Below are 26597 nucleotides of genomic sequence, written 5' to 3'. Positions count from 1 at the left end.
CTAGACAAGCTTTTGAGCCAAGCCCAACACTTTTCAATCCGATTGAAATCTGGAGAATCCGCAGGTAGAAATGCCCCGCCCACTTATGTTCACCCCCACCCCTGAGATACAAGAGCACAGCCAGCCTACGATGATCCACAACCCCAACCCTTAACACGCCGATTGATATCTTGAGAATAGCCACTGTCTATCAGCAAACCACAGCCTCCCGACACAAAGAGTTGTGAAATCCGTCCACCCTGTTGAAACTTCGCTTTATCCAAAAGCAAAACATTTCCAGGCTTCAGAGTGGGCAGTAAACACGTTTCGAGCCAGTTTTCAAACACGACTCGATTACAAGCCCCCTCCACTGTAAAAGTGGCACTCAACTGGTGCTCACAGTAAGCCGCTATCAGGTTGATGCGTCCGCCCCGTCGCCCCGATTTGAGCGCTTCAAATCGCACCCCAGGTTCGCACCAACCGTACCCGTAATCGTCCCGTTCATCCATCCCCGACTCATCGATGTACACCCGGTCAGACACGGGCAAATCAAAGAGGAGGAAGTTGACTTATCAGAGTATCGGAATTTCACGGAAGCATATCAACAGATTGAACAGTTTTTGGAGGCTGTGTATATGAAGGAAAGAATCTATTCATCACTAGATTATCTAATAACAGATGAATATGAAAGAAAATGGAATGAACAACAAAATAGAAATCGTGGTACAAAGGAAGAACTTCCTTAAATTCTTCAATTCACTGTCCGAATCGAAGGGTTCATTTCAGTGCGTAAGAAAGAGGATGACTTGTAGTGCCGCACGACCAATTACATTTGGTTCTGGCATGAATCCCCATAGGTCGCTGTCGTAGCTGTGATTTCGGTTATCTCCAAGAACACAATACTGGTCGGTTTGCCAATCTACCATCGATTCCGTGTAGTTACGCCCTGTGCTGAGATCGCTGGGTAAAATTTTCAAGAAGATTTATTTAAATACCTGTAGATTTACGCAATCAGAATTGCATCGTGTTAAACGATACCTTACAGTAATGCATGAGTTTGTATTTACAGAAAATTAGGGTTTGTCAATCTCTGACAAACCCTTAATTTGATTGGGTTAGAGACGTTTTAAGGGCTGTGGGGAAGACCATTGCCCGAATTGTTATGTGCCTCTGTTGCTTTGTCGCAGCAGAGGCTGGGTTTGTCATGGCTGGATGCCGTTAACGCTGCGATCTCGTCCTTGATGGATGCGGTGGCAAGGAAATGTTGATGCCTGAACCGTGTGTTCCATTGAACCAATTCATTTAACCGATTAAGGAGCTTTTGAACTGAATGCTGAATTCCACAGCCAAGTCATCCGCGATCGCGCGTCCACTGCCCGTCTTCGATACCCCATTGGTGCCACCGGCTCCCCTGAGCGACCCGCTCACACCAGTCAACTCCCTGACGGGCAGCAGTTACACCGCCGTGGCTTTTGTCGATGCCGCCTTGCCCGACTATCAAACTCTGGTGGATGGACTCAGTCCCAATACTGCTGTCTATCTGCTCAATCCTGTTGGGAATGAGCTGAGCCAGATTAGCCAGGTGTTGGCAACCTATAGTAACCTGTCCACTGTATCGGTGTTTTCTCACGGTAGCGCCGGAGCCTTGCAACTGGGCAATACCACCCTCAATAGCGCTAACCTGCTGGACTATGCTGGGATTTTGCAATCCTGGGCTGGGTCGTTGAGCGAAGATGCCGATTTACTCTTCTTTGGTTGTAACCTGGCAGCGGATGCGATCGGACAAAGCTTTGTCAGCCAGATTGCCAGCCTCACTGGAGCTGATGTCGCCGCCTCGACTGACCTGACAGGTAATAGTGACCTGGATGCTGACTGGGAACTGGAGTATCACGCAGGCAACATTGAAGCCTCGGAGTTTCTCTCCGGCTGGGCGCAGGCAGCCTACCAAAACGTCCTGGCAACGATTACTGTGACCAGTCTGGCAGATGTTGTGGCAGTAGATGGAGTCGTCACCCTACGGGAAGCAATTCTATCGGCAAATAACAACGTTGCTATCAATACTGATGTTGGGCCGGGAACCTTTGGTGCCGACACGATCAACTTCTCAGTCAGCGGCGCAATTACCCTCACCAGTGGACAACTGGGACTGACAGATAGTGCTTTGACGACGATTAACGGGGCAAATGCCATTACGATTAGTGGCAATAATGCGGGCCGCATTTTTCAACTTGGCGGCGGGGCAGCCGTAGAAATAAATGGATTAACCCTCACTGGAGGAAACGCAACTGTTTATGGTGTTAGCGACGGTGGTGCCATCTTCAGTCAAGGTGCCACCTTAACGGTGAACAACAGTACCTTCAGCGGTAGTTCAGCCCGTTATGGTGGTGCCATCGTCAACTATGATGGCACCTTAACCGTTAACAACAGCACCTTTAGTGGTAATTCGGCGACTGCGGGTGGCGGTGCGATCGACAGTACTTCTTTGACTGGCACAGCATCCCTCACCGTCAACAACAGCACCTTTAGCGGGAATTCCGCAGGTGTTATAGGCGGGGGTGCGATCTTCAACGACGCTTTGAACGGAGACGACAGCGCAGTTCTCACCGTTAACAACAGCACTTTCAGCGGTAATTCGGCAACAGATGAGGGCGGTGGCATCTACAACTTTTTGGGTAAGTTCACCATCAATAACAGCCTCGTGGCAGGCAACAGCGCTCCCACTGGCAGGGAAATTTACGACTTCAACACCGACTTTAGTACCGGCAGCAATAACCTGTTTGGGTATAGTGGCAGTAGCGGCTATGAGGCGTTGTTGTCTATCCCTGGTTTCATCCTCACCTATGTCACTCCGACTGTCGGCTTGAACCAGATTCTCAACACCACGCTTGCCAACAACGGTGGTCCCACCCAAACCCTCGCGCTGCTTCCCACCCTGACCCTGACCGTTCAAGCCAACAAAACGGTGACCCTCCTGGAAGATGCATCTTCCACCTCACTCGGTATCACGGCTCCAACAGCCCCGAATCCGGCAGTCAATGCCGGGAGAAATACGCTCCTTCCTGCCAATACCAATTTTGATCAGCGGGGCACTGGCTTTGCTCGCATCGTGGGCGGCACGGTCGATATTGGTGCGTTTGAATTGCAAACTCCCTTGCCCACCCCGGTCATTACAATCACTGGGCTGCCGGATGCGACGAAAGGGGCTGTTTATCTTGCAGATGGCACCACGGCAGTGACCCTCAATCAAAGTTTAACCACTGCCCAGTTAGCAGGATTGGTCTTTAAGCCTGTCGCCAATGCCAATGGCGGTGCAGGGACCTTTAGCTACAGCGTCACCGCTGGCACCAATACCCAATCCCAAACCATCACCCTTAACATTACCCCTGTCAACGATGCTCCCGTTGCCACCAACGACAGCTTCACCACCAATGAAGACACCGTGCTGACGGGCAACGTGATCACCAACACCACTCCCAACGGGGCCGACAGTGACGCGGAGGGCAACTCGCTCACCGTTGCCAGCGTCAACGGCAGCGCCGCCAATGTCGGTACGGCAATCAGTCTCACCAACGGCAGCTTGACGATCAACCCGAACGGCAGTTTCACCTACACCCCCACCGCCAACGGCAGCGACAGCTTCACCTACACTCTCAGTGATGGCACCGTTGCCTCCAACACCGCAACCGTCAGCCTGTCCATCACCCCCGTCAACGATGCACCTGTGGTCGCCAATCTGCTGGCAGATCAGAGCAATCCCGAAGACACAGCGGTGAACTTCACCCTTCCCGCCAACAGCTTCAGCGATGCCGATGGCGACCCTTTGACGCTGAGCGCATCCCTGGCCGATAACTCCGCTTTGCCTGGTTGGCTGAACTTCAACCCGACAACCCGCACCTTCTCTGGTACCCCACCGCTCAACTTCAATGGCACTTTGTCGATAAAAGTCACTGCATCGGATGGTGCCCTTTCTGCCACCGACACCTTTGACCTGGTGATTACCCCGATCAACGATGCCCCCGTGGTTGCCAACCCCATCGCGAACCAGTCCAGCCCTGAAGATACAGCGGTGAATTTCACCCTTCCCGCCAACACCTTCAGCGATGTGGATAGTTCCGCTCTGACACTAAATGCAACATTGGCTGATAACTCTGCTTTGCCCGGTTGGCTCAGCTTCAATGCGGCAACTCGCACCTTCTCGGGCACCCCACCGCTCAACTTCAACGGCACGCTAGCGATTAAAGTCACCGCCTCCGATGGAGCCTTATCTGTTGCCGACACCTTTGACCTGGTGATTACGCCAGTGAATGATGCGCCAACGATTAGCGCGATCGCCAACCAAGTGACCGCACAAAACACAGCGATCGCTCCCATCCCCTTCACGATTGGCGATGTCGAAACGGCTGCTAGTGCGCTGACCGTCACGGCAACCTCCAGCAACCCGACGCTGATCCCCAATGGCAACCTTGTCCTGGGAGGTTCTGCTGCCAACCGCACTTTGACCCTAGCTCCAGCATCGGGTCAATTTGGCACAGCGACAATTACCGTCACCGTGAGCGATGGCACCACCACCACCTCAACGACGTTCAGCATTGCCGTAGGCAGAAACCTGAATGGTGGCAATGGCAACGATACTCTGAATGGCACCGATGGCAACGATACCCTCAATGGTGGTAATGGCAACGATACCCTCAATGGTGGCAATGGCAACGATACCCTCGACGGTGGCAATGGTAACGATACGCTCAATGGCGGGGCCGGCAACGATACCCTCAATGGTGGCAATGGTAACGATACCCTCAATGGCGGCGATGGCAACGATACCCTCAATGGTGGCAATGGCAATGATGTGTTGCGCGGGAGTGCAGGCAACGACACCCTCCACGGTGGCAATGGCAATGACCTGTTCATATTGGCATCGGGTGATGGCACCGACACGATCCTCGACTTTAGGAGGGGTGAGGACTTGATCGGTTTGTCGGGAGGACTGACCTACAGCCAACTGACGATCGACCAGGTGGGTACCCAAACCCGCATCCGTCGCACTAGCACCAATGAAGTGCTGGCGTACCTGAATGGCATCACCGCCTCGCAGTTGAACTCCACCAATTTCATCGTGACACTATAACGGTCTCACCAACTCATAGCGCGATCGCCCGTCAGAACTCTTCTGATGGGCGATTTTGTAGTTTATAGGGCAATACTTGTATCGGCAAAGCACTAATGACCAATGACCAATGACCAATGACCAATGACCAATGACCAATGACCAATGACCAATGACCAATGACCAATGACCAATGACCAATGACCAATGACCTTACAACTTTGTGCTGGTGAGCTTGAGATAGGAAAGAGGTGATTATTTTGAATTTTTCCAACCCAAAAAATAATTCTTGACAGATCACTAAACCAATTTTTGCAGTCTTAGAGCCAGGAGTGTGTGCCGCTCTTGAGCCTTGATTTGACGGACTGCTAACGAGATCGCCTTTTGGGGTCCCACCAAAATTGCCAGTTGCTTGGCACGGGTCAACCCTGTATAGAGCAGATTTCTCGATAGCATCAGATAATGCTGCATATACAAGGGCATGATTACAACTGGATATTCACTTCCCTGGGACTTGTGAATTGTCACTGCCCAAGCCAGGGTAATTTCATTCAAATCAGCATAGTCGTAGGTGACCCGTCGATCGCCAAACTGTACGGTCACGTCCTGTTCTTCCAGATTCATCGCAGCAATCACGCCCAAATCACCATTGAACACTTCCCGGTTGTAATCATTCACCTTTTGAATGACGCGATCGCCTACCCGCAGAGTCAACCCACCCCGTACCAGTTCAACTTTTTCAGAGGTGGGTGGATTAATTAACTGTTGTAAGACCTGATTTAAGTTACGGGTGCCTACGTCGCCTCTGGTCATCGGGCAAAGCACCTGCACATCCCGTGCTGGGTCAAATTCAAGACTCGGTATCAGGTCAGTGATTAGCTCACGGATAGCTTGCACCCCATGTGCTGGTTCCGATGCCGCCAGCCATAAACAATCCGACTGGGGTGTATTGGAAACACCCTCCAACCTGGGCATCTGCCCCTGATTGATCTGGTGGGCATGGCGAACAATTGCCGATGTTTGCGCCTGTCGAAACACCTGGGTCAGGCGCACAACGGGCACCTGTTGAGAGGCAATTAAATCCTGCAAAACGGCTCCCGGTCCGACGCTGGGCAGTTGGTCAATGTCCCCCACCAGCAGCAGTTGGACTTCTGGTGCAATTGCTTTCAGCAATGAGTTGGTCAGGAACAAATCCAGCATGGAAGCTTCATCGACAATCACTGCTTCAGCGGGGATGGGATGATCCATGTCCCGCTTGAACTTCATAGTTCTGGGGTCAAATTCCAGCAGACGATGAATTGTTTTGGCTTCCTGTCCGGTCAGTTCACTCAGCCGTTGGGCGGCTCTTCCCGTAGGAGATGCCAGGGCGATCGCTTTGCCCATTGCTTTCCATAGTGCGACGATGGTGCGGGTGGTGGTCGTTTTGCCAGTGCCGGGTCCCCCGGTTAGGATCAAGACTCGTTGTTGGGCAGCCATCTCCACGGCTTGCCGTTGTTGGGCTGATAAAAGTGTCCCTGTTTTCTCTACAAAGCGATCGATCCAGCGCTGAACGCGAGGCAGATCGACCGTCAGCGGTTGATGGAGTAAATCGGTGAGGCGTTCTGCCAGTTTCGTTTCTGCTCCATAAAAGGTGGGAGCGTAGCAGGCAAAGTCTTGCAGGTGTTCCAGGGGAGTTTCAGAGCGAACTAATTCCCCATCGTTGACCAATTGCCCAATCAACTGCAACACCTGTTCTGGTTGCGGTTGGTGGTCAGCTATTGCCAGCCGTTTAACGACCCAGGTGACCAGTTCATTCTGGGGCAAAAAGCAATGCCCTTCTTCCCCAGCTTCCCCTAACACATGCAGAATACCACTGCGGTAACGGAACTCTGAACCGAGTGCAATTCCCAGGTTGCGGGCGATCGCATCGGCAGTCACAAACCCAATACCATAGACATCGGTTGCCAGTTGGTAGGGATTGTGAGTAACGGTTTCAACCGCGGCATCGCCATACTGTTTGTAAATCTTGACTGCGTAGGTGGTAGAGACTCCGTGCCCCTGAAGAAATAGCATCACCTCTTTAATCGCTTTTTGAGTCACCCAGGCGGATTGAATTAACTTCACTCGCTTTTGGGCAATGCCGGGAACCTCAACCAGACGGTCAATCTGGTGTTCAATAATATCGAGGGTTTCCAACCCAAAGTGGGCAACGATCCGTTTGGCAGTGACAGGTCCTACCCCTTTAATCAGCCCACTCCCCAGGTACTTTTCAACCCCAGTCAGGGTCGCTGGTTTGGTTTCCCGGTATTGGGTGACCTGAAACTGCGCACCATATTTAGGATGGTCTTTCCAGACCCCGTTAAGTTGCAGAGTTTGCCCTGCCTGGATGTTGGCAAAGTTGCCAGTGATAGTGACCAGTTCACTGGTGCGAGGGGCTTTGAGGCGGGCAACCGTGTAACCAGATTCTTCCGAGTGGTAGGTGAGCCGTTCGACCACGCCTTGCAGGGACTCCACGGGAGGAGCCTGGTAGGTGCCTGGTTTTGGCTGTGACGGGTTCAATGTAGCCTCTCTGACTCTTAAAGCCTATCCGAAAGCCTTATCTACAAAACCCCAGGACTAAACCCAGGAAGGTTTCAGATAGGCTTTTGGCACAAATGTATTATAACCACCTGGTTTAAGCGCAACGCTAATAACCGTAGTATAGCCAGCGGTCTATTTCCAGATTCAGCAACGCCCCAGCATCATGTCAGCCCGCCGGAGAGTGGGTAATAGAGTTTTTAGCTTTAAGGCAGATGCTTTTTTCAGGATAGAAAACGTGTGGCATGAAATGCAGTCCAGTCCAGTCACAGGTCATGCAGCATTGAGGCGATCGCCCATGTCAAACTTCTATAGTCGTCAGTGCCTGACGTAGCTCAGGGATTCCTGCTTCTTTCGAGATGACGCCGCTGGCTCCTAACTGTTGGAGGGTACTTAAATTCAGGTGGACTTCAGAAGTCAGAAAGAAGAAGGGAATGTGGGCGGTACTCAGGTCATTATGCAATTCTTTTAGCACCTCAAACCCGTTGATTGCAGGCATATTAACGTCACAAAAAATTAGAGAAGGTTGATGGAATTGGGCAAGCCGTACCCCATCAAAACCATCCTCCGCAGTAATCGGATGAAATCCTTCAGTTTTTAGCCATTCGGCTATAACGAATCGAAATATATCATTGTCATCTATGACAAGAATGGTTTTCATAGCCTCAGTTCAATGGAACATAGTCAATGGGATATAGAGTGAAGCGAATAACGGACTTCCTGGGGTTCCTTGCCTGTTGCAGTAAGGGATTTTGCCTGCGGGACAGTCTCACGCGCCTACCAAACAATTTACGCGATAAGGTCAGCTTTCCAGGGTGGGTGGTAGACCGCCGGGTCATGACTTCAACGATCCCTAATAGTTGAAGAGGAAAACCGTCGATCGCGCTGACCAAAGGGGTTTCCTCGGAGCGTAGCCAACACCAGGTTTTATCGGCTTGTCTCATCCGGTAGTGGACCGTGATCACCTCGCCGGGTTGCAGGGCGGTAAAACGCTGGTAATGGTCAGAAACGCGGTTCAGGTCATTGGGGTGAATCAGACTGGCTAGCCCAACTGAACCCATCCGATCAATTTCGTCGGCTGTATAGCCTAGCATGGCTGCAACAGAGCAACTGGCAGAGAGCGTGCGCTGCTCTATCAAATCGTAGACGTAGACCCTACCTAAAAGGGTGGGAGGTGTCTGTGTTTGAAGCCGTCCTAAAGCTTCGCTCAGGCGGTGAGGTAATGGAGCGGAAGAATTATCTGAACAGCGTGCGTCGCAGGTGTTCACCTTTTTCACTCCTTAAGGACTTTCTACACGAAAGTGCAAGTGGACGGTCAGGGGAAAGTAGACTGACCTCTCTTTGAGATTGAGCCAAACCATCTCCCTCCTATCCCTTTTCCTGATAGACGGAAATCAGGATGGGGTGACTTCTGTCTACCAGGAGAAGGGCGGGGGCAACCGGAGGGAATTTATGGAGTGTCTGCCCTTTGTCCGGGAAGCTACGGCAAAGAGATGCTGCAACTCCTGATCTATAGTTTCGGGATCAGTTGTAAGGAAATTGTGAGGAATAGGAAAATAGTTCAGGGAAGAGCGCTTTTTCTTAGAAAAGGATGCCATACCCTCTGCCCGTTAGGGACTCGCAAATTAATAAAGTCCCAACGTCATTCCCGCGCAGGCGGGAATCCATCGTGGAGCAGATTGTCTAGCGGGTACTTTATTTTGGGGCACATCCCTTAGTCCCTGTACAATCGACCCATTGCTTCAAGTCGATCGCAGTTTGCTCTGGAGTCCACGGTGAAAATTCTGGTTGTAGAGGATGATCGAGCGGTTGCACAAGCCTTACAGTTCTTGTTCGCTGGATACAATTATGCGGTAGATATGGCAGCCGATGGTGAAACAGGCTGGCAGATGGCAGATGCCTATGAGTATGACCTGATTTTACTGGATGTGATTCTGCCTGGTTTGGATGGTATCAGCCTGTGCCAGCAGTTACGCCGGAAAAGATTAAAGACTCCGATTTTGTTGTTGACAGGTCAGGGAGACGGACATCAAAAAGCGATCGCGCTGAATGCCGGAGCCGATGATTATGTGGTCAAACCGTTTGATACAGAGGAATTGATTGCACGGGTGCAGGCATTGTTGCGGCGAGGCAACATCACCAGCCAACCCGTCTTAACCTGGGAGCATTTATCCATTGATCCCAGTAGCCGTAAAGTCGCCTATGGTAGCCAGTTACTTTCGGTAACCCCGAAGGAATATGCCATTCTGGAATTATTATTGCGCAATCCACAGAGTGTATTGAGTGCAAGAGCCATCCTGGATCATGCTTGGAATTCCTTAGCCTCTCCGGGAGAGGAAGCGGTTCGAGTTCATATTAAGGAGTTGCGGCAAAAATTAACCGCTGTGGGTGCGCCCAAAGATTTGATTAAAACCAAGTACCGGGTAGGCTATCAACTGAATCCCCTCTATGCGTCCGCTCTGGTTCCGCAACCTGCCGACCAGCTAACCCCACCCCAGATTGCTGAACTCAATGCAGTCAATGAAGAATTGCGCATAACCCTGGAGCAACTGCGATCGACCCAGGCAGAAGTGCATCGGAAGAATCAAGAATTAGAGACTGCCTATCAAACCATTGAGCAAGAACGCCAGCAATTACAGGTTTCTCACGACGCGCTGGAACAACTGGTAGCAGAACGCACGGCTGAACTGCAACTTCTACAAGCCGAACGCCAGCAAGCTGAGGTTGCCATCCGCGAAAGTGAGGAGCATTTTCGCAATATGGCAGACCATGCGCCTGGGATAGTTTGGGTAACTGACCCAACGGGCTATTGCACTTACCTGAGCCAACGCTGGTGTGACTTTTCTGGACAAACCAGGGAAGCGGGGCTGGGGTTTGGCTGGCTGGAGGTGGTTCACCCCGACGATCGCGATGGAGCGAGAAGAATTTTTCTGGATGCCAACCAGCGGCAGGAGGAATATCGGCTAGATTATCGCCTCCGTCGTCATGATGGTGAATATTGCTGGGTGATTGATACGGCTAGCCCCTGGTTTGGAGCGGATGGTCAACTTAAGGGCTATATCGGCTCAGTGATCGATATTAGCGATCGCAAGCAAGCTGAAATCGCCTTACGCGAATCGGAAGCCAAGTATAGTACCCTGTTCAATTCGATTGATGAGGGCTTTTACATCATCGAAATGATCTTCGACGAGAACAACAAGCCGATTGACTATCGTTTTTTAGAAATCAACCCAGCCTTCGAGCAACAGACCGGACTGATCGATGCCCAGGGAAAACGGATGCGCGAACTGGCACCCAACCATGAAGCGTATTGGTTTGAAATTTACGGCAACATTGCGTTTACTGGTGAGTCTGTTCGCTTTGAGAATCGCGCTGAGCAGTTACACCGTTGGTATGACGTTTATGCCTTTCGAGTTGGAGAACCGGAACGTCGCCAGGTCGCTATTCTGTTCCGCGACATCACTGAGCGTAAACAGTCCGAAAGTGCTCTATACCAAAATCAGCAACTGCTGCGGTTGGCAATGTCGGGTGCCCATGCAGGGTCCTGGGATTGGGAAATTGAAACGGGTACAATCACCTGGTCGCCTGAAATTTATCGCATCTATGGACTGGATCCCGCCGATGGTGTGCTGAACTACGAAGACTGGTACAACACTATCCTGCATCCAGACGATCGCCCCTGGGTGAATGCTTATGTCACACATGCGATGGAAGAACGCCAGCCCGACCTCCAGCTTGAGTTTCGCATTGTTCATCCCCAACGAGGGGTCCGCTGGATACTCAGTCTGGGGCATCTAACCCTGAATCCGGAGGGTGAACCGATGCGCCTGAGCGGGATCAACCTGGATATTAGCGATCGCAAGCAGCTAGAACTTTCCCTCCATGCCTCCGAAGCGAAACTGAGCCGGATTCTGGATAGTGCGATCGCCGCCATTTGCAGCCTGCGACTGTATGCCAACCGAGACTGGGAATATGAATATTGGTCTGCTGGATGTGAAAGGCTGTATGGCTATTCCCTGGCAGAATTTGCCGATCAATATTTTTGGATATCCCAGGTCTTACCCGACGACCGGGAACAAATTTTAATGCCTCTACTCGATGATTTTTTTGCCCAACGGGATACCACTGCCGAGTATCGGTTCCGCCGAAAAGACGGCTCAATTCGCTGGTTTTCCAGTTCCTATACGTCGCGGAAAGGGGAGGCAGATTACTGGGTTGTAACTATGGTCAATCATGACATTACGGATCGGAAACAGGCAGAACTAAACCTTCAGCAGCAGCTTTTGCGAGAACAACTGATGGCAGACATTTCCCAGGACATCCGGCGATCGCTGAGTCTGGAGCATGTCTTGTCTCGCACCGTGAAACGGGTTCGAGCGCTATTGAACAGCGATCGCGTCATCATCTTCCGGTTTCGCTCCGATTGGCAGGGGGATGTGATCATGGAATCGGTTGGGGCAGAGTGGGAATCGTTCCTATCCACTACCATCGCTGATCCCTGTTTTCGCGATGGCTACATTGAACCCTATCGGCAGGGGCAAATTACATCCATCCCTGATATCCATGCGGAAAATCTGGAACCCTGTTACGTTGAGCTACTGCACCAGTTTCAGGTCAGAGCCAACCTGATCGTTCCAATTTTTCAAGGAGAGGTTCTCTGGGGCTTGCTGATTGCCCATCAGTGTTCTGCCCCCCGCCAATGGCAACCCTCCGAAATTGATCTCCTGCGCCAATTAGCGACAACGTTCGGCATTGCCATTCAACAGTCGGAACTATATGAACAAACGCGGCGCGAGTTGTTTGCCCGTAAGCAGATGCAGACCGTCCTGGAGGAAAGTGAAGAACGGTTCCGCACCCTTAATGCCGCTGCCCCGATTGCAATTTGTCAGGCAAACGCCGATGGATTTTGCCTCTATAACAATGCTCGCTGGCAAGAAATGTCAGGACTCAGTTTTGAAGATTCCCTCGGCAGCGGATGGCTGAATGCCGTTCATCCTGACGAACAAGAGGGGCTGTTTAATGCATGGAATCTCTATGTTCAAGGCAACGGTCCGTTTTTCCATGAGTTTCGGTTGTTGACTCCCCAGGGCATCATTCGATGGGTGGCGACCCAGGCGGCGGCGATGAAGTCAGTGACAGGGGAAACCATCGGCTATGTCAGCATTGGTGAGGATATCACAGAACGTAAGCAGGCAGAAGCGGCTCTGCGAGACAGTGAACAGCGGCTACGGACGATTTTAGACAATTCTCCAGCCGCTATCTATCTGCTCGATCCCCAAAACCATTTCCTATTTGCCAATCGCATTTGTGCCGAATTGGGTGCTAAGGCTCCAGAAGAGTTGGTTGGCAAGAGTATTTACGAGTTCTGGTCCACCGAGATTGCCGATGCCTTTGCGGCTAATCACCAAACTGTGCTGGAAACAGGTCAACTTCTGCAAATCGAAGAAACCGTGCCTCACCCAGACGGAAAGTTGCACACCTATATCACTGTCATGTTTCCCCTCTGCGACGAGGCAGGCAAACCCTACGCTATCTGTGGCATCTCGACCGACATCACCGAAAAAAAACAACTGGAAGCCCAGTTTTACCGTGCTCAACGGTTGGAAAGTATGGGCACCCTCGCCAGTGGGATTGCCCACGATCTCAACAATGTTTTGACCCCAATTCTGACCATTGCTCAGTTATTGCGCTTGAAGCAGCCAAATCTGGATAGGCGATCGCTGGAGATGTTGCAAGTTTTAGAGGATAGCGCCAAACGAGGTGCAGGCATGATCAAACAAATTATGACCTTCACACGCGGAACCGGCGGAGAACGCAGCCCCATCCAGGTCGCCCCCTTGTTGCAGGAAGTCATTAACGTTGTTCAACAAACGTTTCCAAAATCGATCAGCATTCGTCAAAATATGCCTAACCAGTCACTCAGTTTGGTTTTGGCTGATTCGACCCATCTGCATCAGGTCTTTATCAATCTCTGTGTCAATGCCCGTGATGCCATGCCTGACGGGGGCGTTCTCTCCCTTTCGGTGGAGCCTTATTTTGTGGACCAAACCTTTGCCCAAATGAACCTGAAAGCCCAGGTTGGCAACTATGTGATGGTGACGATTGCCGATACGGGGACTGGAATTTCCCCAGAAGTGCGTGACCGTATCTTCGAGCCATTTTTCACCACTAAAGCGCCTGGTCAGGGCACCGGCTTGGGACTGGCGACCGTATTAGGAATTGTGGAAAACTACGGAGGTTTTCTGCAAGTCTTCAGTGAAGTTGGGCGCGGCACTCAAATCAAGGTGTACTTACCTGTGATTGAAGGAGCGGTCACCGACACCATTGAGCTAGCGGAACCGCTGACTGGGAATGGGGAACTGGTTTTGATTGTCGATGATGATGAAGCCGTGCAACGGGGCACCCAGGCATTGCTAGAAAGCTATCACTATAAAACGTTAGTTGCTAATGATGGCGTAGAGGCGATCGCAATTTACACTCAACATCAAGCTCAAATTAAATTGGTCATCCTGGATATCATGATGCCTAAAATGGACGGGATTTCATTAATTCAACGGCTTAAGAAAATCAATCCGCTGGTTAAAATCATTGCTGTAAGCGGGTTGGCAGCCAATCAGACATCAGTTTTAGCCACGGGTGCAGATATCTTTTTGCCCAAACCTTACTCTTCGGAAACATTTTTGATGCACGTATGGGATCTGATTAATGATTGAGATTCAATCAAGTCTAACGGGAAGGGAGCTTTAATTTGTTGGCGAATGGCAATCGCTTTTTGAACAGGCAGTTCCTCAAACGGCAAAATTACCAATAAATCAACATCAGAGTCTTCGGTGGGTTGTCCCCAGCCATAGGAGCCAAATAGAATAATGGAGAAATACTGGGATCGCACTGCCTACCATGTTTGGTGGTGCTGTTTTGGGGATGAATTGAAGGAACGATCGCCATTGACTTGATAAAGAGAATTCTTTACTTTGTAAGTATGGTAAAGAACTAAATATGGCAAAGAAAACGCAAACTCAAGCAATGCCTGTACGGACACAACGGGCGATCGTCCACCTATTGAAACAGGAGGGCAGTCTGGATGCAGAAGCCCTCGCCGTTCGGCTAGAGATTACGGCGATGGCAGTACGGCAGCATCTCTATGCCTTGCAGAATGAACAACTGGTCAACTATCAGGAAGAATCCCGTCCAATGGGGCGACCCGCAAAGCTGTGGCAGTTGACCGCCGCCGCCGATCGCCTCTTTCCTGACGGCTATGCCGAACTTACGCTCAGTTTGCTAAATTCTGCGAAAGCCGCCTTTGGTGAAGCAGGGTTAGACCGTTTGCTAGAGGAACGAACCCGGCAACAACTGGAAAGTTATAACCAGCAAATGAAAGGCAAGCGATCGCTGAAGCAACGCTTAAATAAATTGGCAGAGATCCGCAGCCAGGAAGGGTATATGGCAGAAGTGCAAATCCAGCCAGATGGATCATTTTTGCTGGTGGAAAATCACTGTCCCATTTGTGCCGCCGCCACCGCCTGCACGGGACTCTGTGATAAGGAACTGGAAACCTTTCAATCTCTGTTAGGAGACGAGGTTAGCGTTCAACGAGTAGAGCATATTGTTGCAGGAGAACGGCGCTGTGCTTATCAGATCAGGCAATTCAACAATGGGTAATGTTCCTGATAATTCCATCCACCCCGAAACTCGTGCCGGCTGGCGTGCCTGGTTAGCAGAACACTACCCACGCCGCTCAGGGGTTTGGTTAATTAGCTACAAGAAAGGTACTGGCAAACCCCGATTTGACTATGAGGAAGCGGTGGAAGAAGCTCTCTGTTTTGGTTGGATTGACAGTAAACCGAACAAATTGGATGATGAGCGATCGCTGTTGTGGTTTGCTCCCCGAAAACCAGGCACAGGTTGGTCAAGGTTGAATAAGGAGCGGGTCGAGCGCCTGATTGAACAGGAGCTAATGATGCCTGCGGGTCTGGCAAAAGTGGAAGCTGCCAAACAGGATGGTTCCTGGAATGCACTGGACGCGATCGAAGCCCTGGAAATTCCACCGGATTTGGAACAGGCACTGACTGCCTGGGAATCGGCAAAGCAGAACTTTGAAGCATTTCCCAAATCCGTCAAACGCGGAATTCTGGAGTGGATTGCGGTAGCAAAGAAACCAGAAACTCGCGCTAAACGGATTCAAGAAACAGCCCAGTTAGCCGATCAGAATATTCGAGCGAATCAATGGCGCAAATAGAGCGGTTACTCAGGATAACCCATCCCCTGTCCGCCGTACCCTGCCCCCCAAATCCGTTGTCTACCTGTTTGAGAGCCACTCTGAAATAAGCTATTCCGTTTCCTCAAACAACAGATCGCCCCGATGCAACCGATACGCCATCTGATAGGTTTGCTCCTGCGATCGCATCGTGGGGGCATGAGCCGCCAGGTATCGTGCGGTTGCCACCAGCACAGGCACCGCTTCCAGTGGGTCAGCCAACTGGCTATAGAGGCGAAATGAAGCTTCAATGGATTGGATCACATGGAAATCGCGATTCTCCCGCAGCATCAGTTTTGCCAGCATTGCCATCAACGGCTTGGGATTGCCGCCACTGTAGAGATAATTCGCTACCAATCGCCCTGTTTCGTTGACTTGTTGTTGGCGATCGAGCAGGTCAGGCAACTGCTCCAGTAACGCTTCTGGATTGGCAACGGTATCTTTGGGTTCTGGTAAGCGGGCAGGGGGCACATTGAGAAATCGGTTCAGGTAGACACTCATTGCCGCGTCAAACACGCCCCTTAAAAGTTCAAGCGTCGGCACTCGGCGAACCCCTTGCTGTACCGCATTGGCAAAGGTAAAGGGATGGTGAGCACTGTGCCAATCCCCATGATCATTATTGGTGTGAAACCGGGCGACCCGCAGGGCAGCGGCATAGGTGACGAGTTCTGCTAACTCTGCCTCCGTACAACCCGATCGCAACGCATTCAGCAAACTATCGGCGATCGCCTGGGCATCCTCGCCCAACAGCACAGGCAACAACTCTGTGGCTTGAGTCCACTGACCCCGGTGAGATTGCCCCGTTGCCAGTGCCCCAGGCAATTGTTCAAATGCTGCATCCAGAATCGCCACCAGATCGACTGGATAACGCCATGAACTGGATTCCTCCATGCGGGTGGCATTCGCTAATCCTGCCACCAGGCTTGCCAGCACGGAATCGGCTTCTTGCCAATTGATTATGTCTAATGCTTCCAATGCCTTGTTGATAAAATCCAGCACATGACCTATATCGAGGTAGCGATGATCTGTTGCCGCTGCAAACAACATTTCGGCAATCTGGCTGCGGCTCATTTCTGCCTGTAACGCCGTCACCAAACATCGCTCGGCGGCTTCGCGATCGCGCTGGTCGATAAATTGGCGAAACCAGGCTTTTAAGGTGGGGAAGTCCAGGTTTGTCGTTGGTAGCGGATGGACTCGAAAATGGGGCGGTGCGTTTGCACTATCGCGGGCAACAGCGGAAAGTCCCTGATACAGAGCGCGGGAGCGATCGCTCTCATCCACATAGGGCAGCAAATTCATCATGCAGGTGAGCATAGTTAGTCCAGTATCCCACCCGGTTTTGTTGTAGCGAGTGCCAAAGGCTAAGCCAAGCTGAAACGGTTCTGTTGGTGCAACCCCCAGGTCTAGCAACGCAATGACTGACTTGGCAATCACCAGCGAAATCCCTTGCTCTAAACCATCTTGCAAGCGCTGTTGCTGATGCGCTTTAGGATTCATCGATGGGGCAACATCCACCCAAATTTCCCCATCCTGAATCTGCACTGGAAACGAGCGCACATCATCTGCCCAGGAGTCGAAGGTGCCACCACTTGCCAGGTCAAACCGGGCATAGTGCCAGGGACAGGTAACAATCCCGTCTTTGCAAACACTGCCATGCAGCGGAAAACCCATGTGCGGACAACGATTATCGATGGCATAGACGCGATCGTTACTGTAAAACAATGCAACAGGTTGTTGATTCAGCCGAACAAGCAACTGCCCTTTCTCCTGAAGTTCTGCCAGGCTTGCCGCACGAATGAGGGATTTTGGTCGATCTGAAGTAGTTGTCATAGTTTATAAAGGAATATCTTTAGAAAGATCCTAAGCAAGTTTTTCTAGTTTGTAAAGGTTTTTCTTTAGTTTCTTATATCGGAAATTGGGAAAAAGCAACAAACCAACTGAGCTAAGTTCTATTTAGCCTTATTGATGGACAATCACGGAGTCTCTACTCAATTCAATGTAACTGTGCTGAGACAGCAAATCATCTCTAGTATGGATGGTGTCATAACTAGCTTCCCGCAACAGTCGGGCAAGTCGAATCGGAAGTTGGGCATCAACGAGAAACTTCATGATGCCAGCTTGTGAATGCTCTTAACCTGACTCAGACGAGCGGCAAACAGAAGAACGGCAAGAATATCATCTGATTCGAGGTCATCGTAGTCAGCAAGAATCTGTTCTCAAATCCTTGCCTTGCCTGGCTTATTGGGAAAGGTGCAAGATTTGAGATACCGTATCAGCAAAGTCGATACCATGCTTGCAAAGATTGGCTACTGCCTTGTCTCTACTCCATTGGTAAGCCATCTCAATAGTAGTATGCACACTTGTACATACTACTATTGACAGATAAGCCTCATGCTCAGCCCTAACCGAGGACTTGAGGGCTAACGTTGCTGTTCAGCGGCAGCAAACCAACTTTGCTTCGACACGAGTACAAATCAGCAGTCCGATGCAACAACGTTGTTATGCTGCGTTTTGGTCATATCATATAGTGCGAATTACTTTCTCTAAAGATATCAACCTCGTCTATAAGACGCTTCCATACATTAGTTCCTGACCCTGTGTATGTTTCCTGAATTTCAGCCAATATCTCACCTCCAATACACACGAGAAGAAAAGAATCTTTAGGATCAATCATTTGTCTAGGCAGCAATACTCCTTCCGGACTTATTTCTGCATACAAAGCTTTATTCCGAAGTTTAAATATTTCCTCTTCTCGAAACCATTTTGCAAAACGATTTTCATTCTCTCCATAGATTCGACTAACACGCGAATTTATTAGCAATGTTGTGGAAACCGCATAAATGTATTTGCTTTGATGCCTATAAAATGCTTGCTTATCAAAATTTCCTGTAATGTTCTCGTTGCCCAAAATAATAATTTTTCCTACTTCTTCGATCAGTGAAATAGCGAAAAAAGTGGCAAGAGCATAATCACCTTCTTGGAAAAAGCGCTGGCTAAGCACCCAGTACTTTTCAAGATGCTCTCGATGCTGCTCACTAATCATAAGCAAAGTAACTTTGTATCAAGTGGCGCTGACAGAAAAGATTACGGTTACACCCCACCGAGGACTCAGCGGCATAACGACCAAGCTCACCGGACGCAGGTAACTTTTTCAACTCAACCGACCATATCGTTGCGTTCCGGTGCAGCGACTTTATGGGGAGACGAGCAATAAAAGCAGAGGAGACGACCATGCAGCGGATGACAGCCCTCATGTCTACTAACATATCGTTCGCTCCTCACTTTTGATCGGAATTGACTACCGAAAGCTTAGAGTAAAAAGCGGGAGAACCTACCAGGTATAGAGGACGACTATGCACCAGAAGTCATTTGATGACTACTAACATATCGTATCGCCTCTCCATCTTTGTCCGATCACAACTTAACGAATTCTCAGGGAACAAGGCTTTAACCGTTTCCATAATCTTTTCGCGTGTGCAGGCGGCGGGGACTCCCACTTCCACAAAAAACAATGGACTTTAATCTACCATGACAACTGACAACTATGTGGCTTACATCGGAATTGATTGGGCAGACCGTAAACACGATATTGCCCTCTATGATTGTGCCTCTGGTAGTTGGAAAGAATCTCTCATCGGCACCCGTCCGCAAGACCTGCTCAATTGGGTCAATCAACTGAGAGCGCAATATGGTCACGGGAAGATTGCCGTTGCCCTGGAACAGAAACGGGGTCCGTTACTCTATGCGCTCTGCCAGTATGACAATCTAGTCTTGTTTCCGATCAATCCTCGCTTAGTGGCAAACTATCGCAAAGCTTTCCAACCCTCTCGTGCCAAGTCTGACCCCGTGGATGCTCGTATCCTGGTCGAGCTGATGCAAAAGCATTCTGAGAAGCTGAAGGCTTGGGTGGCAGGCTGTCCCCAGACCCGTGCGCTCAGACAATGGGTGGAGTCGCGGCGAATGCTCGTGGGTGAGAAGGTCAGACTAACCAATCGCATCACCGCCTCCCTCAAATCTTATTATCCTCAAGTCCTCGATTGGTTTGAGGATAAAGATACTCTGGTTTTCTGTGACTTTCTCCAACAGTTTCCAGAGGTTCAATCCGCTCAAGCTGCCACCCCGCAACAGTTAACGGACTTCTTCCGCTCTCGGGGAGGGATCAGGCAAACCGCGATCACCCGTCGCATTCAACAAATCCAACAGGCAGGTCCCCCGCTGACGCCAGACGAGGTGATCGTCGTGCCCGCTCAAGCCCTGACGCTGGCACTGGTTGCTCTTTTGAAGGTCATCATCGAGCAACTGAACCGCTTTAATGACACGATTGCTCAGTTGTTTGAGGCAATCCCTGATGCACCCTTATTTGCCGAATTGCCAGGGGCAGGTCCTCATTTAGCCCCGCGATTACTGGTGGCGTTTGGAGAAGATCGTTCCCGCTTTGCCTCAGCCCAAGCCTTTATGAGCTACATCGGGATTGCTCCAGTTAAAGAGGAAAGTGGGAAGAAGCGGTGGGTGCATTGGCGCTGGTCTTGTCCCATTTTCTTGAGACAGACGTTTGTGGAATGGGTCAACCAGGCAAGGCGGTTTTCAACTTGGTCACAAGTGTTTTATGAACAACAGAAACAAGCGGGTAAAAGCCATCAAAAAGCGATACGTGCATTGGCTTACAAGTGGGGGAGGATTTTGTGGCGCTGTTGGCAGGACAACATTCCTTACGATGAGGAGAAATATGTCGCGGCTCTGCAACGAAAGCAATCACCACTGGTCAAGCGATTAGCACTTTAGGAGTTCAGGTTTATAGTTCATCCACTGGACGAAGAATCAGCTAGACATCAAAAAGGAGAATACACAAGCAAATAGAAAAAGATGAGGAAGAGATAAAGCAGGTCTAAAAATAGGAATTGATTCAAACTGGATTTGAGAATAAAAACTATCTATGACTCAATCCCAGCTAACTTCTCGTGCTCAAAAAGGCTAGAACTTAGCTGAACACTATACTTTAGAATTCTCTATTGACTCCGTCTACCTCAGGGACTATGTTGGGATGCGTGCTACTCATGAATGGAATTAAGTTTCAAAGCAAATCTTCTTCAAGTTGAATGTCGCGTAGAGAATATTTCTTATCTACAGGTCTATCAGAGCGTTCTAAGACTTCCACAACAACTCGACGATCTACCATCGGTCCAATCACATCATCAATTTCTTTAGCCTCATAAATCGTCTCAGTTTTTCCATCAATATTCACTTCAATCCAGTCTTTATCCAATTGCAAGCCACGAAGTGTTCCTTTCAATTGCCTGATTTTATGTTCAGAAACTTCCTGAGAAATTATCTCTGGTTTCCTCAAAACGTTTTTGATCGCTTCGCGAGTATCGGGACGGAGAACAACAGGTTGTGAATCCATATCGCTAGTGGACTTGATCTCCATCTGATCAAAAGATTTACCTGAAACAGGAGGTGCAAGCTCGCGAGTTAATTTCAAAAATGTTTCCCTATAGTTTTCTTGAGGTACAATTTCGATCAACTCTCCTTCGGGATCTTGCGTAGTTGCTCTGACAATCTCAAGAAATTTTTTAGTGATTTGCTCAACACGCAATTCAGGATCTACTATGCCATCTAAAATTAATTGCTCAAAGTCTTTTGGTCTGCGAACTCGAACTTCAAATTGATAGCTTCCAGCAGGAGCTTGGAATAACCAAGGATCACATTGATCTTTTACATCTTGACTTGGTAATCCGCGAGTTCGATGAGGTTTTTCTAGGAGAAACTCTGTTGTTCGATAGAAAATACTTCTAATTCGTTCAACCTTATGTAATATAAGCTCCAATGGAGCTGCACCATATAAAATTTCCCCTCCGCTCACTGAAACTAAAACTTCGCCTTCTATAAATTGAATTCCTGATTTTGCGCGGGATTCTTCATAACGAATAACTTGTAAAAGATCTTCTAGCTCGTCGATTGCAAAAGATGGTAGAGATTCAGTAGCTAGCCACTTATGAGCAATACGTTTTGCCAGTGCAAATTCCTGAGCTTTATAGTAAAGAGATACTGCACTAACAGCCGTTATACCAATAGTTCGTGTTTTGCTTTCATCAAGATTATTTAGGGCATGTGTCTCTGCTTCCGCAGCCAAACGATACAGTTTACCAGCGCGATTAATTTCTCGCTGTCTGAAAAATTGCTCTGCTTGGCTTGCATACTCTTCACTACGAGTATGATGCACTAACCAACTCATGATGATTCATCAACTGTATGCAGTAAAACTAACTGTACCTTAAAACCGACTATGGCTGCTAAAGCAGGTAGATTGCTATTTCCCCGTCGTGTTTGTTCAATCTTTATACGAAGTCGTTTGGTAACCTCTGGCTTATCAGAGTGTGTTCCTGAAACCTCCAATCGAAAACAATTCTCCAAATCCTCTAAATCTTGGCTCCTCAGGGCAAGATAGTAATCCGCACCAGTCCCTTTTGACATACGTCGAATGGCAAACAAGGTTCTTGTGAGTTCTATGGCTGCAATTGCAACAGCGCAGGCTCCAACCTCTGTGGCATCGTCCTTATCCCATGCTCCCTTAGCTCTATCATCTGTTGTTTCCCATTCCACCCTTGCTATAGATTCGACTTTATCATCTTCCAAAGTAAATTCTTTGGGTGATACATGATGCCGATCAAAGCAGACTCTTGCAGCTTGAAGTAGATACTCGGCAACTGGAGGAGGAAGAGCGTGATGCCGTTCGGCTAGACTTTGTAGAGGTAATAGAGGTGGGATACTGTCAGTCAAGATTAGCCTCTCAAGTAAAAACAGATTTCTTTCCTCTCACCAATCTAACTGGGTGATGTGGTGAATGTCCAAGATCAAATACGCGATATAGAATTCTGGGACTTTATAGACAAGCCTGAAGTGTCCCAGTAAGAATCTAACTTCAAAGCACTGCCTACTGGTAACTTTGAGGCGACTTGGATTTTAGGGTCTAACAAACAGCCTCTCAATACTGTCTCCACTGAGAACTTAAGCAGGCCAACTATTAGTAGACGGAATTTTTCCGTCTAAGATCCCAAATTGGGCGGATAGGCAGAATGATTCAGCCTAAGATCCCAAATTACTACTTACGCCCATTATTTCCGCATAATACGAAATTTAAGCTGATTCGCGAGAATCTTTCCGCATAATTCCAGATTCCTTACGGAGATAATCAAATGTACTATTGGATACGCGGTACATCTACTTATCTCTATGCAGCCACCTCCTAAGAAATTGCTGGATCAGGTGCGGGATGCGATTCGTCTCAAGCACTACGCCTACCGCACTGAAGAAACTTACGTGCAATGGTTTCGTCGTTACATCCTGTTTCACAATAAGCGCCATCCTCACGAAATGGGTGAGGTAAGGGAGTCAGAAGTCCGCTGAATAGGTAACCCGTCCGGGGAAAGCCAGAGCTGATTTGTAAGGGGCGATCGCGTGGTAGTGGGGGCGAATAGCCGCTTTTTAGTCCAGAAGCCGCGATCGAAGAAGTGAATCCAGATAGTCGCTGGCTGCAAGAGGCAAAATGGTTTGAGGCAAATGCATGGAGAGAAGCCGCTAACACTGGCTGGAGATGGGCATAGTGAGCCAACGACTGAGCATTGACTGAGCACAACACTGAGCCTGTTTAGCTAATTAACGCGCCTACGCTGGAAACATAAGACAATAGCGTAGGGAGGTTACCGCTATGACTCAAACTTTTGAACGCCAGCCTGGTGGTTTATACGTTCAGACTCCAGACCAGGAACGGATTGCATTTCCACTCAAGCATACGGAAGTGCAGGCAACCGTGACAGGAAATCTCTCGCGGGTAGAAGTCACCCAGAGCTTTGAAAATCCCTTCACAACTAGGCTAGAAGCCGTTTATATCTTTCCCCTACCGGATGAAGCCGCCGTAGATGACATGCTAATTCGGATTGGCGATCGCACCATTCAGGGCAGCATCAAAAAACGCCAGGAAGCACAGGAGATTTACGAGCAGGCAAAACGACAGGGTCGTACCGCCGGACTGTTGGAGCAGGAGCGGGACAATATTTTTACCCAATCCCTTGCCAATATCCAACCGGGTGAGCAAATTGATGTGATCATTCGCTACACCGATAGCTTAAAGTTTGTGGGCGGAGACTACGAATTTGTGTTTCCCATGGTGGTCGGTCCCCGCTACATTCCAGGAACCCGGATTGAAGACAATACGGTTGGTGGAGGTTCGGCTCCCTACCCCCTGACTCAAAATCAAGATACAGATCTGGTGCCAGATGCGTCTCACCTGAATGCTCCCATTCTGCCGCCAGGAACCCGCTCCCGTCATGACATTAATGTGACGGTGGAAATTGATGCTGGGGTGGAAATTCGAGATTTGCGATCGCCCTCCCACCTGATTCATATTGAGCGGCAGGGAGCGATCGCACGGGTCAGTCTAAGCGGAACAGACACCATTCCCAACAAAGACCTGATTTTGCGCTATCAGGTGGCCGGCGATCGGACACAGGCAACGGTATTGACTGAAACCGATGATCGGGGTGGACACTTTGCCCTGTATCTCATACCAGCGCTTCAGTACCAGCCGGAGCAGGTCGTTCCTAAAGATGTGATATTTCTGATCGATACATCTGGTTCTCAAATGGGTGCGCCACTGATGCAGTGTCAGGAATTGATGCGCCGTTTCATCAATGGACTCAATCCCAATGACACATTTAGCATCATTGATTTTGCCAATACCACCCGGCAGTTTTCGCCAGTACCTTTACCCAGTACCCCCCAAACCCGGGCACAGGCTATTCAGTATGTGAATGGATTAACTGCCAATGGTGGAACTGAACTGCTCCGAGGGATACAGACCGTCCTGAATTTCCCAGTCACCAATTTAGAACGGTTACGGAGTATCGTCCTGCTGACCGATGGTTACATTGGCAATGAAAATCAAGTTCTGGCAGAAGTGCAGCGAAATTTGAAACCAGGCAACCGCCTTTATAGCTTCGGTGCAGGCAGTTCTGTTAATCGATTTCTGCTAAACCGAATTGCCGAAATTGGTAGGGGCATGGCTCGTGTGGTTCGCCATGATGAGTCAGTGGAGGCAGTGACAGAAACGTTTTTCCGCCAGATCAACAATCCAGTGCTGACTAATATTGAATTGCGGTGGGAAGGTGAAGGCGAAGCTCCCGTACTTTATCCATCCGTTGCTCCCGATCTATTTGCCGAACAACCACTTGTGTTATTTGGGCGCAAGGGCGATCGCCAGCCTGGAAAGCTACATATTACAGGCATGTCCGCTGGTGGAAAGCGCTACCAACAAACTTTTCCCCTCAACTTTGACCAGGCTGGAAATCCGGCGGTTGCCCAACTGTGGGGAAGGGCGCGGATCAAAGACCTGATGAATCAAATGGTCAGCGGCGAGAAAAAAGTAGGGGTGGAAGCCGTGACTGATACTGCCCTTGCCTACCAACTGCTATCGCAATACACCGCGTTTGTTGCCGTCAGCGATCAGGTGCGCGTCAATCCGGACTGGGCTTCTGTGTCGGTACAGGTGCCCGTGGAAATGCCAGAGGGGGTTCAGCATCAGGGAATCTTTGGTCAGGTTGGGGTTGGTCAGGCTGTCTATGCTCCAGCAACAATGGGAGGCGTGGCTGCCCCTGGTGGGTTGCGTAGAAAACAAAGTATCGCTCGCCCAAGCCAGACACCCGAAGCATCTCTGTCTGACCTGGAACTGGCCTGGTCAAGCACAGAGGGGTGGCTTGATGATTTTTCGCTAGATCTTCCGGTAGAAGAGTTGTCGCCAGAAGAAAATCGTGCAGGTTTTGCAAGGGTAAGCGATATGAGTGTTGAAGTAAGTGAGGGTGAAGAAGTGGAACTGTTTAGCCTATCACCTGCTAATTGGGAGCAGGGTACTCCAGTTAATCAGTTGCAAGTGATTCAGGTGACTGGACTGGATCAGCGTGCGATCGCCCTTCTGACCCAACATCTACAATCGGCACAATTGCCAACAGGCTTCAGCGGTGACTTGGTGTTTGAGTTTCAGGTCAAGCAAGGACGGGTAAGGCATGTGGTACTGGATGAACAGGCTTCTTCCCTGACCGAACAAACCGTAATCGACGAAATTCGGAAACTACTCCTGATCTGGCGATCTCCAACCACGATCATAGGCAATGTTCGGATTGTGCTTCGGGTTGAGTAAGTAGGTGGGTGAAATTAAACTGAAGACCCTCATCTCCTAACCCCTTTTCCCATACAAGGCTACGGTGTGTACAGATCTCGGCTTCGTTAGAAACTGGCTCTGGGGGACTTCCCCCCAGTCCCCCGCCTTTTGGGGTCCTAACTCCCCCAAACCCCCCGAAAGGGTCTAGCGTTGGGACTTCAAGTCTAGTGCGACGAGAATCAGTTAAAAATGCCTTAAACTTCAAAACCAACCGCTCCCCTTGCCATCCGTTTGCCCTTGCTTAAAGACCCAGTGGGATGAAGGTTGCGATTGACGACGAGATCGCATCGTTTTGGAGGGGGTGCGGGGGACGCAACCGTCCTCTGCAACGGGGGGTTTGGGGGGCAGCCCCCAAGCAGGGTTTTGGCATTCACCGTTGACTCTGCGATCACCTACCGGTTCAACTTTCATACTTGTGTATACACAGTAGCCCAAAGGGCGAGGGGTTGGGGGTGAGGGCGGCTTGGAGGCATCTTACATTTAATTAGGTCTGT

19 protein-coding genes and 1 pseudogene are annotated in these 26597 nt (G+C 49.8%); 8 read left to right on the top strand and 12 right to left on the bottom strand.

From position 1 onward, the window contains the following. Positions 1 to 125: 125 nt before the first annotated feature. Positions 126 to 521, bottom strand: coding sequence for a transposase (locus AC1S52_RS26080; protein ID WP_482031965.1), 396 nt, complete (start codon positions 519 to 521; stop codon positions 126 to 128). A gap of 6 nt (positions 522 to 527) precedes the next feature. On the opposite strand from AC1S52_RS26080, the pseudogene AC1S52_RS26075 reads away from it, so the two are divergent. Then, positions 528 to 725: pseudogene (locus AC1S52_RS26075) on the top strand (IS3-like element ISAcma13 family transposase); the annotation flags it as partial. 36 nt (positions 726 to 761) lie between these two features. Here the strand turns inward: AC1S52_RS26075 and AC1S52_RS26070 are convergent. After that, on the bottom strand, positions 762 to 905 hold the full coding sequence (locus AC1S52_RS26070) for a S26 family signal peptidase (protein WP_482031966.1): 144 nt from the start codon (positions 903 to 905) through the stop codon (positions 762 to 764). 404 nt (positions 906 to 1309) lie between these two features. On the opposite strand from AC1S52_RS26070, the gene AC1S52_RS26065 reads away from it, so the two are divergent. Then, positions 1310 to 5104 carry a DUF4347 domain-containing protein gene (locus AC1S52_RS26065; RefSeq protein WP_482031964.1) on the top strand — a complete coding sequence of 1265 codons (3795 nt, stop codon included), beginning with the start codon at positions 1310 to 1312 and terminating at the stop codon, positions 5102 to 5104. A 279-nt stretch (positions 5105 to 5383) separates the two neighbouring features. Here AC1S52_RS26065 and recD2 read toward each other — a convergent pair whose 3' ends face one another. The 3 genes from recD2 to AC1S52_RS26050 form a co-directional block, all read right to left on the bottom strand. Next, positions 5384 to 7621 carry an SF1B family DNA helicase RecD2 gene (recD2, locus tag AC1S52_RS26060; protein ID WP_482031963.1) on the bottom strand — a complete coding sequence of 746 codons (2238 nt, stop codon included), beginning with the start codon at positions 7619 to 7621 and terminating at the stop codon, positions 5384 to 5386. Positions 7622 to 7940: 319 nt separating this feature from the next. Beyond that, positions 7941 to 8300 carry a response regulator gene (locus AC1S52_RS26055; protein WP_482031962.1) on the bottom strand — a complete coding sequence of 120 codons (360 nt, stop codon included), beginning with the start codon at positions 8298 to 8300 and terminating at the stop codon, positions 7941 to 7943. A gap of 4 nt (positions 8301 to 8304) precedes the next feature. Next, complete coding sequence (locus tag AC1S52_RS26050) at positions 8305 to 8907, bottom strand: PAS domain-containing protein (RefSeq protein WP_482031961.1); 603 nt, start codon at positions 8905 to 8907, stop codon at positions 8305 to 8307. A gap of 507 nt (positions 8908 to 9414) precedes the next feature. Here AC1S52_RS26050 and AC1S52_RS26045 point away from each other — a divergent pair. After that, positions 9415 to 14352: a PAS domain S-box protein gene (locus AC1S52_RS26045; RefSeq protein ID WP_482031960.1), complete on the top strand. Its 4938-nt coding sequence runs from the start codon at positions 9415 to 9417 to the stop codon at positions 14350 to 14352. On the opposite strand, the gene AC1S52_RS26040 is transcribed toward AC1S52_RS26045, so the two are convergent. Then, positions 14301 to 14528, bottom strand: coding sequence for a nucleotidyltransferase domain-containing protein (locus tag AC1S52_RS26040; protein WP_482031959.1), 228 nt, complete (start codon positions 14526 to 14528; stop codon positions 14301 to 14303). The genes AC1S52_RS26045 and AC1S52_RS26040 overlap by 52 nt on opposite strands. 107 nt (positions 14529 to 14635) lie before the next feature. Here AC1S52_RS26040 and AC1S52_RS26035 point away from each other — a divergent pair, with 107 nt between their 5' ends. Both AC1S52_RS26035 and AC1S52_RS26030 read left to right on the top strand, forming a co-directional pair. After that, complete coding sequence (locus AC1S52_RS26035) at positions 14636 to 15298, top strand: helix-turn-helix transcriptional regulator (protein ID WP_482031958.1); 663 nt, start codon at positions 14636 to 14638, stop codon at positions 15296 to 15298. Beyond that, the gene (locus tag AC1S52_RS26030; RefSeq protein ID WP_482031957.1) at positions 15264 to 15875 is read left to right on the top strand and encodes a YdeI/OmpD-associated family protein; all 612 of its coding nucleotides are present in this window, start codon (positions 15264 to 15266) and stop codon (positions 15873 to 15875) included. The genes AC1S52_RS26035 and AC1S52_RS26030 overlap by 35 nt, the downstream gene beginning before the upstream one ends. 90 nt (positions 15876 to 15965) lie before the next feature. Here AC1S52_RS26030 and AC1S52_RS26025 read toward each other — a convergent pair whose 3' ends face one another. The 3 genes from AC1S52_RS26025 to AC1S52_RS26015 all read right to left on the bottom strand — a co-directional run bounded on the left by AC1S52_RS26025 (position 15966) and on the right by AC1S52_RS26015 (position 18936). Next, positions 15966 to 17723, bottom strand: coding sequence for a Rieske (2Fe-2S) protein (locus AC1S52_RS26025; RefSeq protein WP_482031956.1), 1758 nt, complete (start codon positions 17721 to 17723; stop codon positions 15966 to 15968). A gap of 129 nt (positions 17724 to 17852) precedes the next feature. Then, on the bottom strand, positions 17853 to 18002 hold the full coding sequence (locus AC1S52_RS26020) for a DUF5615 family PIN-like protein (RefSeq protein WP_482031955.1): 150 nt from the start codon (positions 18000 to 18002) through the stop codon (positions 17853 to 17855). 406 nt (positions 18003 to 18408) lie between these two features. Further along, positions 18409 to 18936 carry an AbiV family abortive infection protein gene (locus AC1S52_RS26015; RefSeq protein ID WP_482031954.1) on the bottom strand — a complete coding sequence of 176 codons (528 nt, stop codon included), beginning with the start codon at positions 18934 to 18936 and terminating at the stop codon, positions 18409 to 18411. A gap of 485 nt (positions 18937 to 19421) precedes the next feature. Here AC1S52_RS26015 and AC1S52_RS26010 point away from each other — a divergent pair, with 485 nt between their 5' ends. Continuing rightward, positions 19422 to 20675 (top strand): IS110 family RNA-guided transposase, encoded by a 1254-nt coding sequence (locus AC1S52_RS26010; protein WP_482031953.1) that lies wholly within the window; start codon positions 19422 to 19424, stop codon positions 20673 to 20675. A 289-nt stretch (positions 20676 to 20964) separates the two neighbouring features. Here the strand turns inward: AC1S52_RS26010 and AC1S52_RS26005 are convergent, their stop codons facing one another. Next, positions 20965 to 22125, bottom strand: a complete 1161-nt coding sequence (locus AC1S52_RS26005; protein WP_482031952.1) for a hypothetical protein — start codon at positions 22123 to 22125, stop codon at positions 20965 to 20967. After that, positions 22122 to 22670: a hypothetical protein gene (locus AC1S52_RS26000; RefSeq protein ID WP_482031951.1), complete on the bottom strand. Its 549-nt coding sequence runs from the start codon at positions 22668 to 22670 to the stop codon at positions 22122 to 22124. The genes AC1S52_RS26005 and AC1S52_RS26000 overlap by 4 nt, the downstream gene beginning before the upstream one ends. A gap of 453 nt (positions 22671 to 23123) precedes the next feature. Here AC1S52_RS26000 and AC1S52_RS25995 point away from each other — a divergent pair, with 453 nt between their 5' ends. Continuing rightward, a complete protein-coding gene (locus AC1S52_RS25995) occupies positions 23124 to 23297 on the top strand; it encodes a phage integrase N-terminal SAM-like domain-containing protein (protein WP_482031950.1) in 174 nt (57 codons plus the stop codon). A gap of 301 nt (positions 23298 to 23598) precedes the next feature. Beyond that, positions 23599 to 26082 (top strand): VIT domain-containing protein, encoded by a 2484-nt coding sequence (locus tag AC1S52_RS25990; protein ID WP_482031949.1) that lies wholly within the window; start codon positions 23599 to 23601, stop codon positions 26080 to 26082. Between the two features lie 222 nt (positions 26083 to 26304). Here the strand turns inward: AC1S52_RS25990 and AC1S52_RS25985 are convergent, their stop codons facing one another. Further along, positions 26305 to 26514, bottom strand: coding sequence for a hypothetical protein (locus AC1S52_RS25985; protein ID WP_482031948.1), 210 nt, complete (start codon positions 26512 to 26514; stop codon positions 26305 to 26307). Positions 26515 to 26597: the final 83 nt, after the last annotated feature.

Source organism: Kovacikia sp. CALU 1929, from assembly GCF_056784235.1.
Note: the sequence above shows the minus strand (reverse complement) of the source record. Positions and strands in the feature narration are given on the sequence as shown.

Excerpts from the sequence above, each read along its gene's own strand:
- AC1S52_RS26070 (WP_482031966.1), bottom strand. The coding sequence starts at position 905 with ATGGTAGATTGGCAAACCGACCAGTATTGTGTTCTTGGAGATAACCGA.
- AC1S52_RS26065 (WP_482031964.1), top strand. The coding sequence starts at position 1,310 with ATGCTGAATTCCACAGCCAAGTCATCCGCGATCGCGCGTCCACTGCCC.
- AC1S52_RS26055 (WP_482031962.1), bottom strand. The coding sequence starts at position 8,300 with ATGAAAACCATTCTTGTCATAGATGACAATGATATATTTCGATTCGTT.
- AC1S52_RS26035 (WP_482031958.1), top strand. The coding sequence starts at position 14,636 with ATGGCAAAGAAAACGCAAACTCAAGCAATGCCTGTACGGACACAACGG.
- AC1S52_RS26025 (WP_482031956.1), bottom strand. The coding sequence starts at position 17,723 with ATGACAACTACTTCAGATCGACCAAAATCCCTCATTCGTGCGGCAAGC.
- AC1S52_RS26020 (WP_482031955.1), bottom strand. The coding sequence starts at position 18,002 with ATGAAGTTTCTCGTTGATGCCCAACTTCCGATTCGACTTGCCCGACTG.
- AC1S52_RS26015 (WP_482031954.1), bottom strand. The coding sequence starts at position 18,936 with ATGATTAGTGAGCAGCATCGAGAGCATCTTGAAAAGTACTGGGTGCTT.
- AC1S52_RS26010 (WP_482031953.1), top strand. The coding sequence starts at position 19,422 with ATGACAACTGACAACTATGTGGCTTACATCGGAATTGATTGGGCAGAC.
- AC1S52_RS26005 (WP_482031952.1), bottom strand. The coding sequence starts at position 22,125 with ATGAGTTGGTTAGTGCATCATACTCGTAGTGAAGAGTATGCAAGCCAA.
- AC1S52_RS25995 (WP_482031950.1), top strand. The coding sequence starts at position 23,124 with ATGCAGCCACCTCCTAAGAAATTGCTGGATCAGGTGCGGGATGCGATT.
- AC1S52_RS25990 (WP_482031949.1), top strand. The coding sequence starts at position 23,599 with ATGACTCAAACTTTTGAACGCCAGCCTGGTGGTTTATACGTTCAGACT.
- AC1S52_RS25985 (WP_482031948.1), bottom strand. The coding sequence starts at position 26,514 with ATGAAAGTTGAACCGGTAGGTGATCGCAGAGTCAACGGTGAATGCCAA.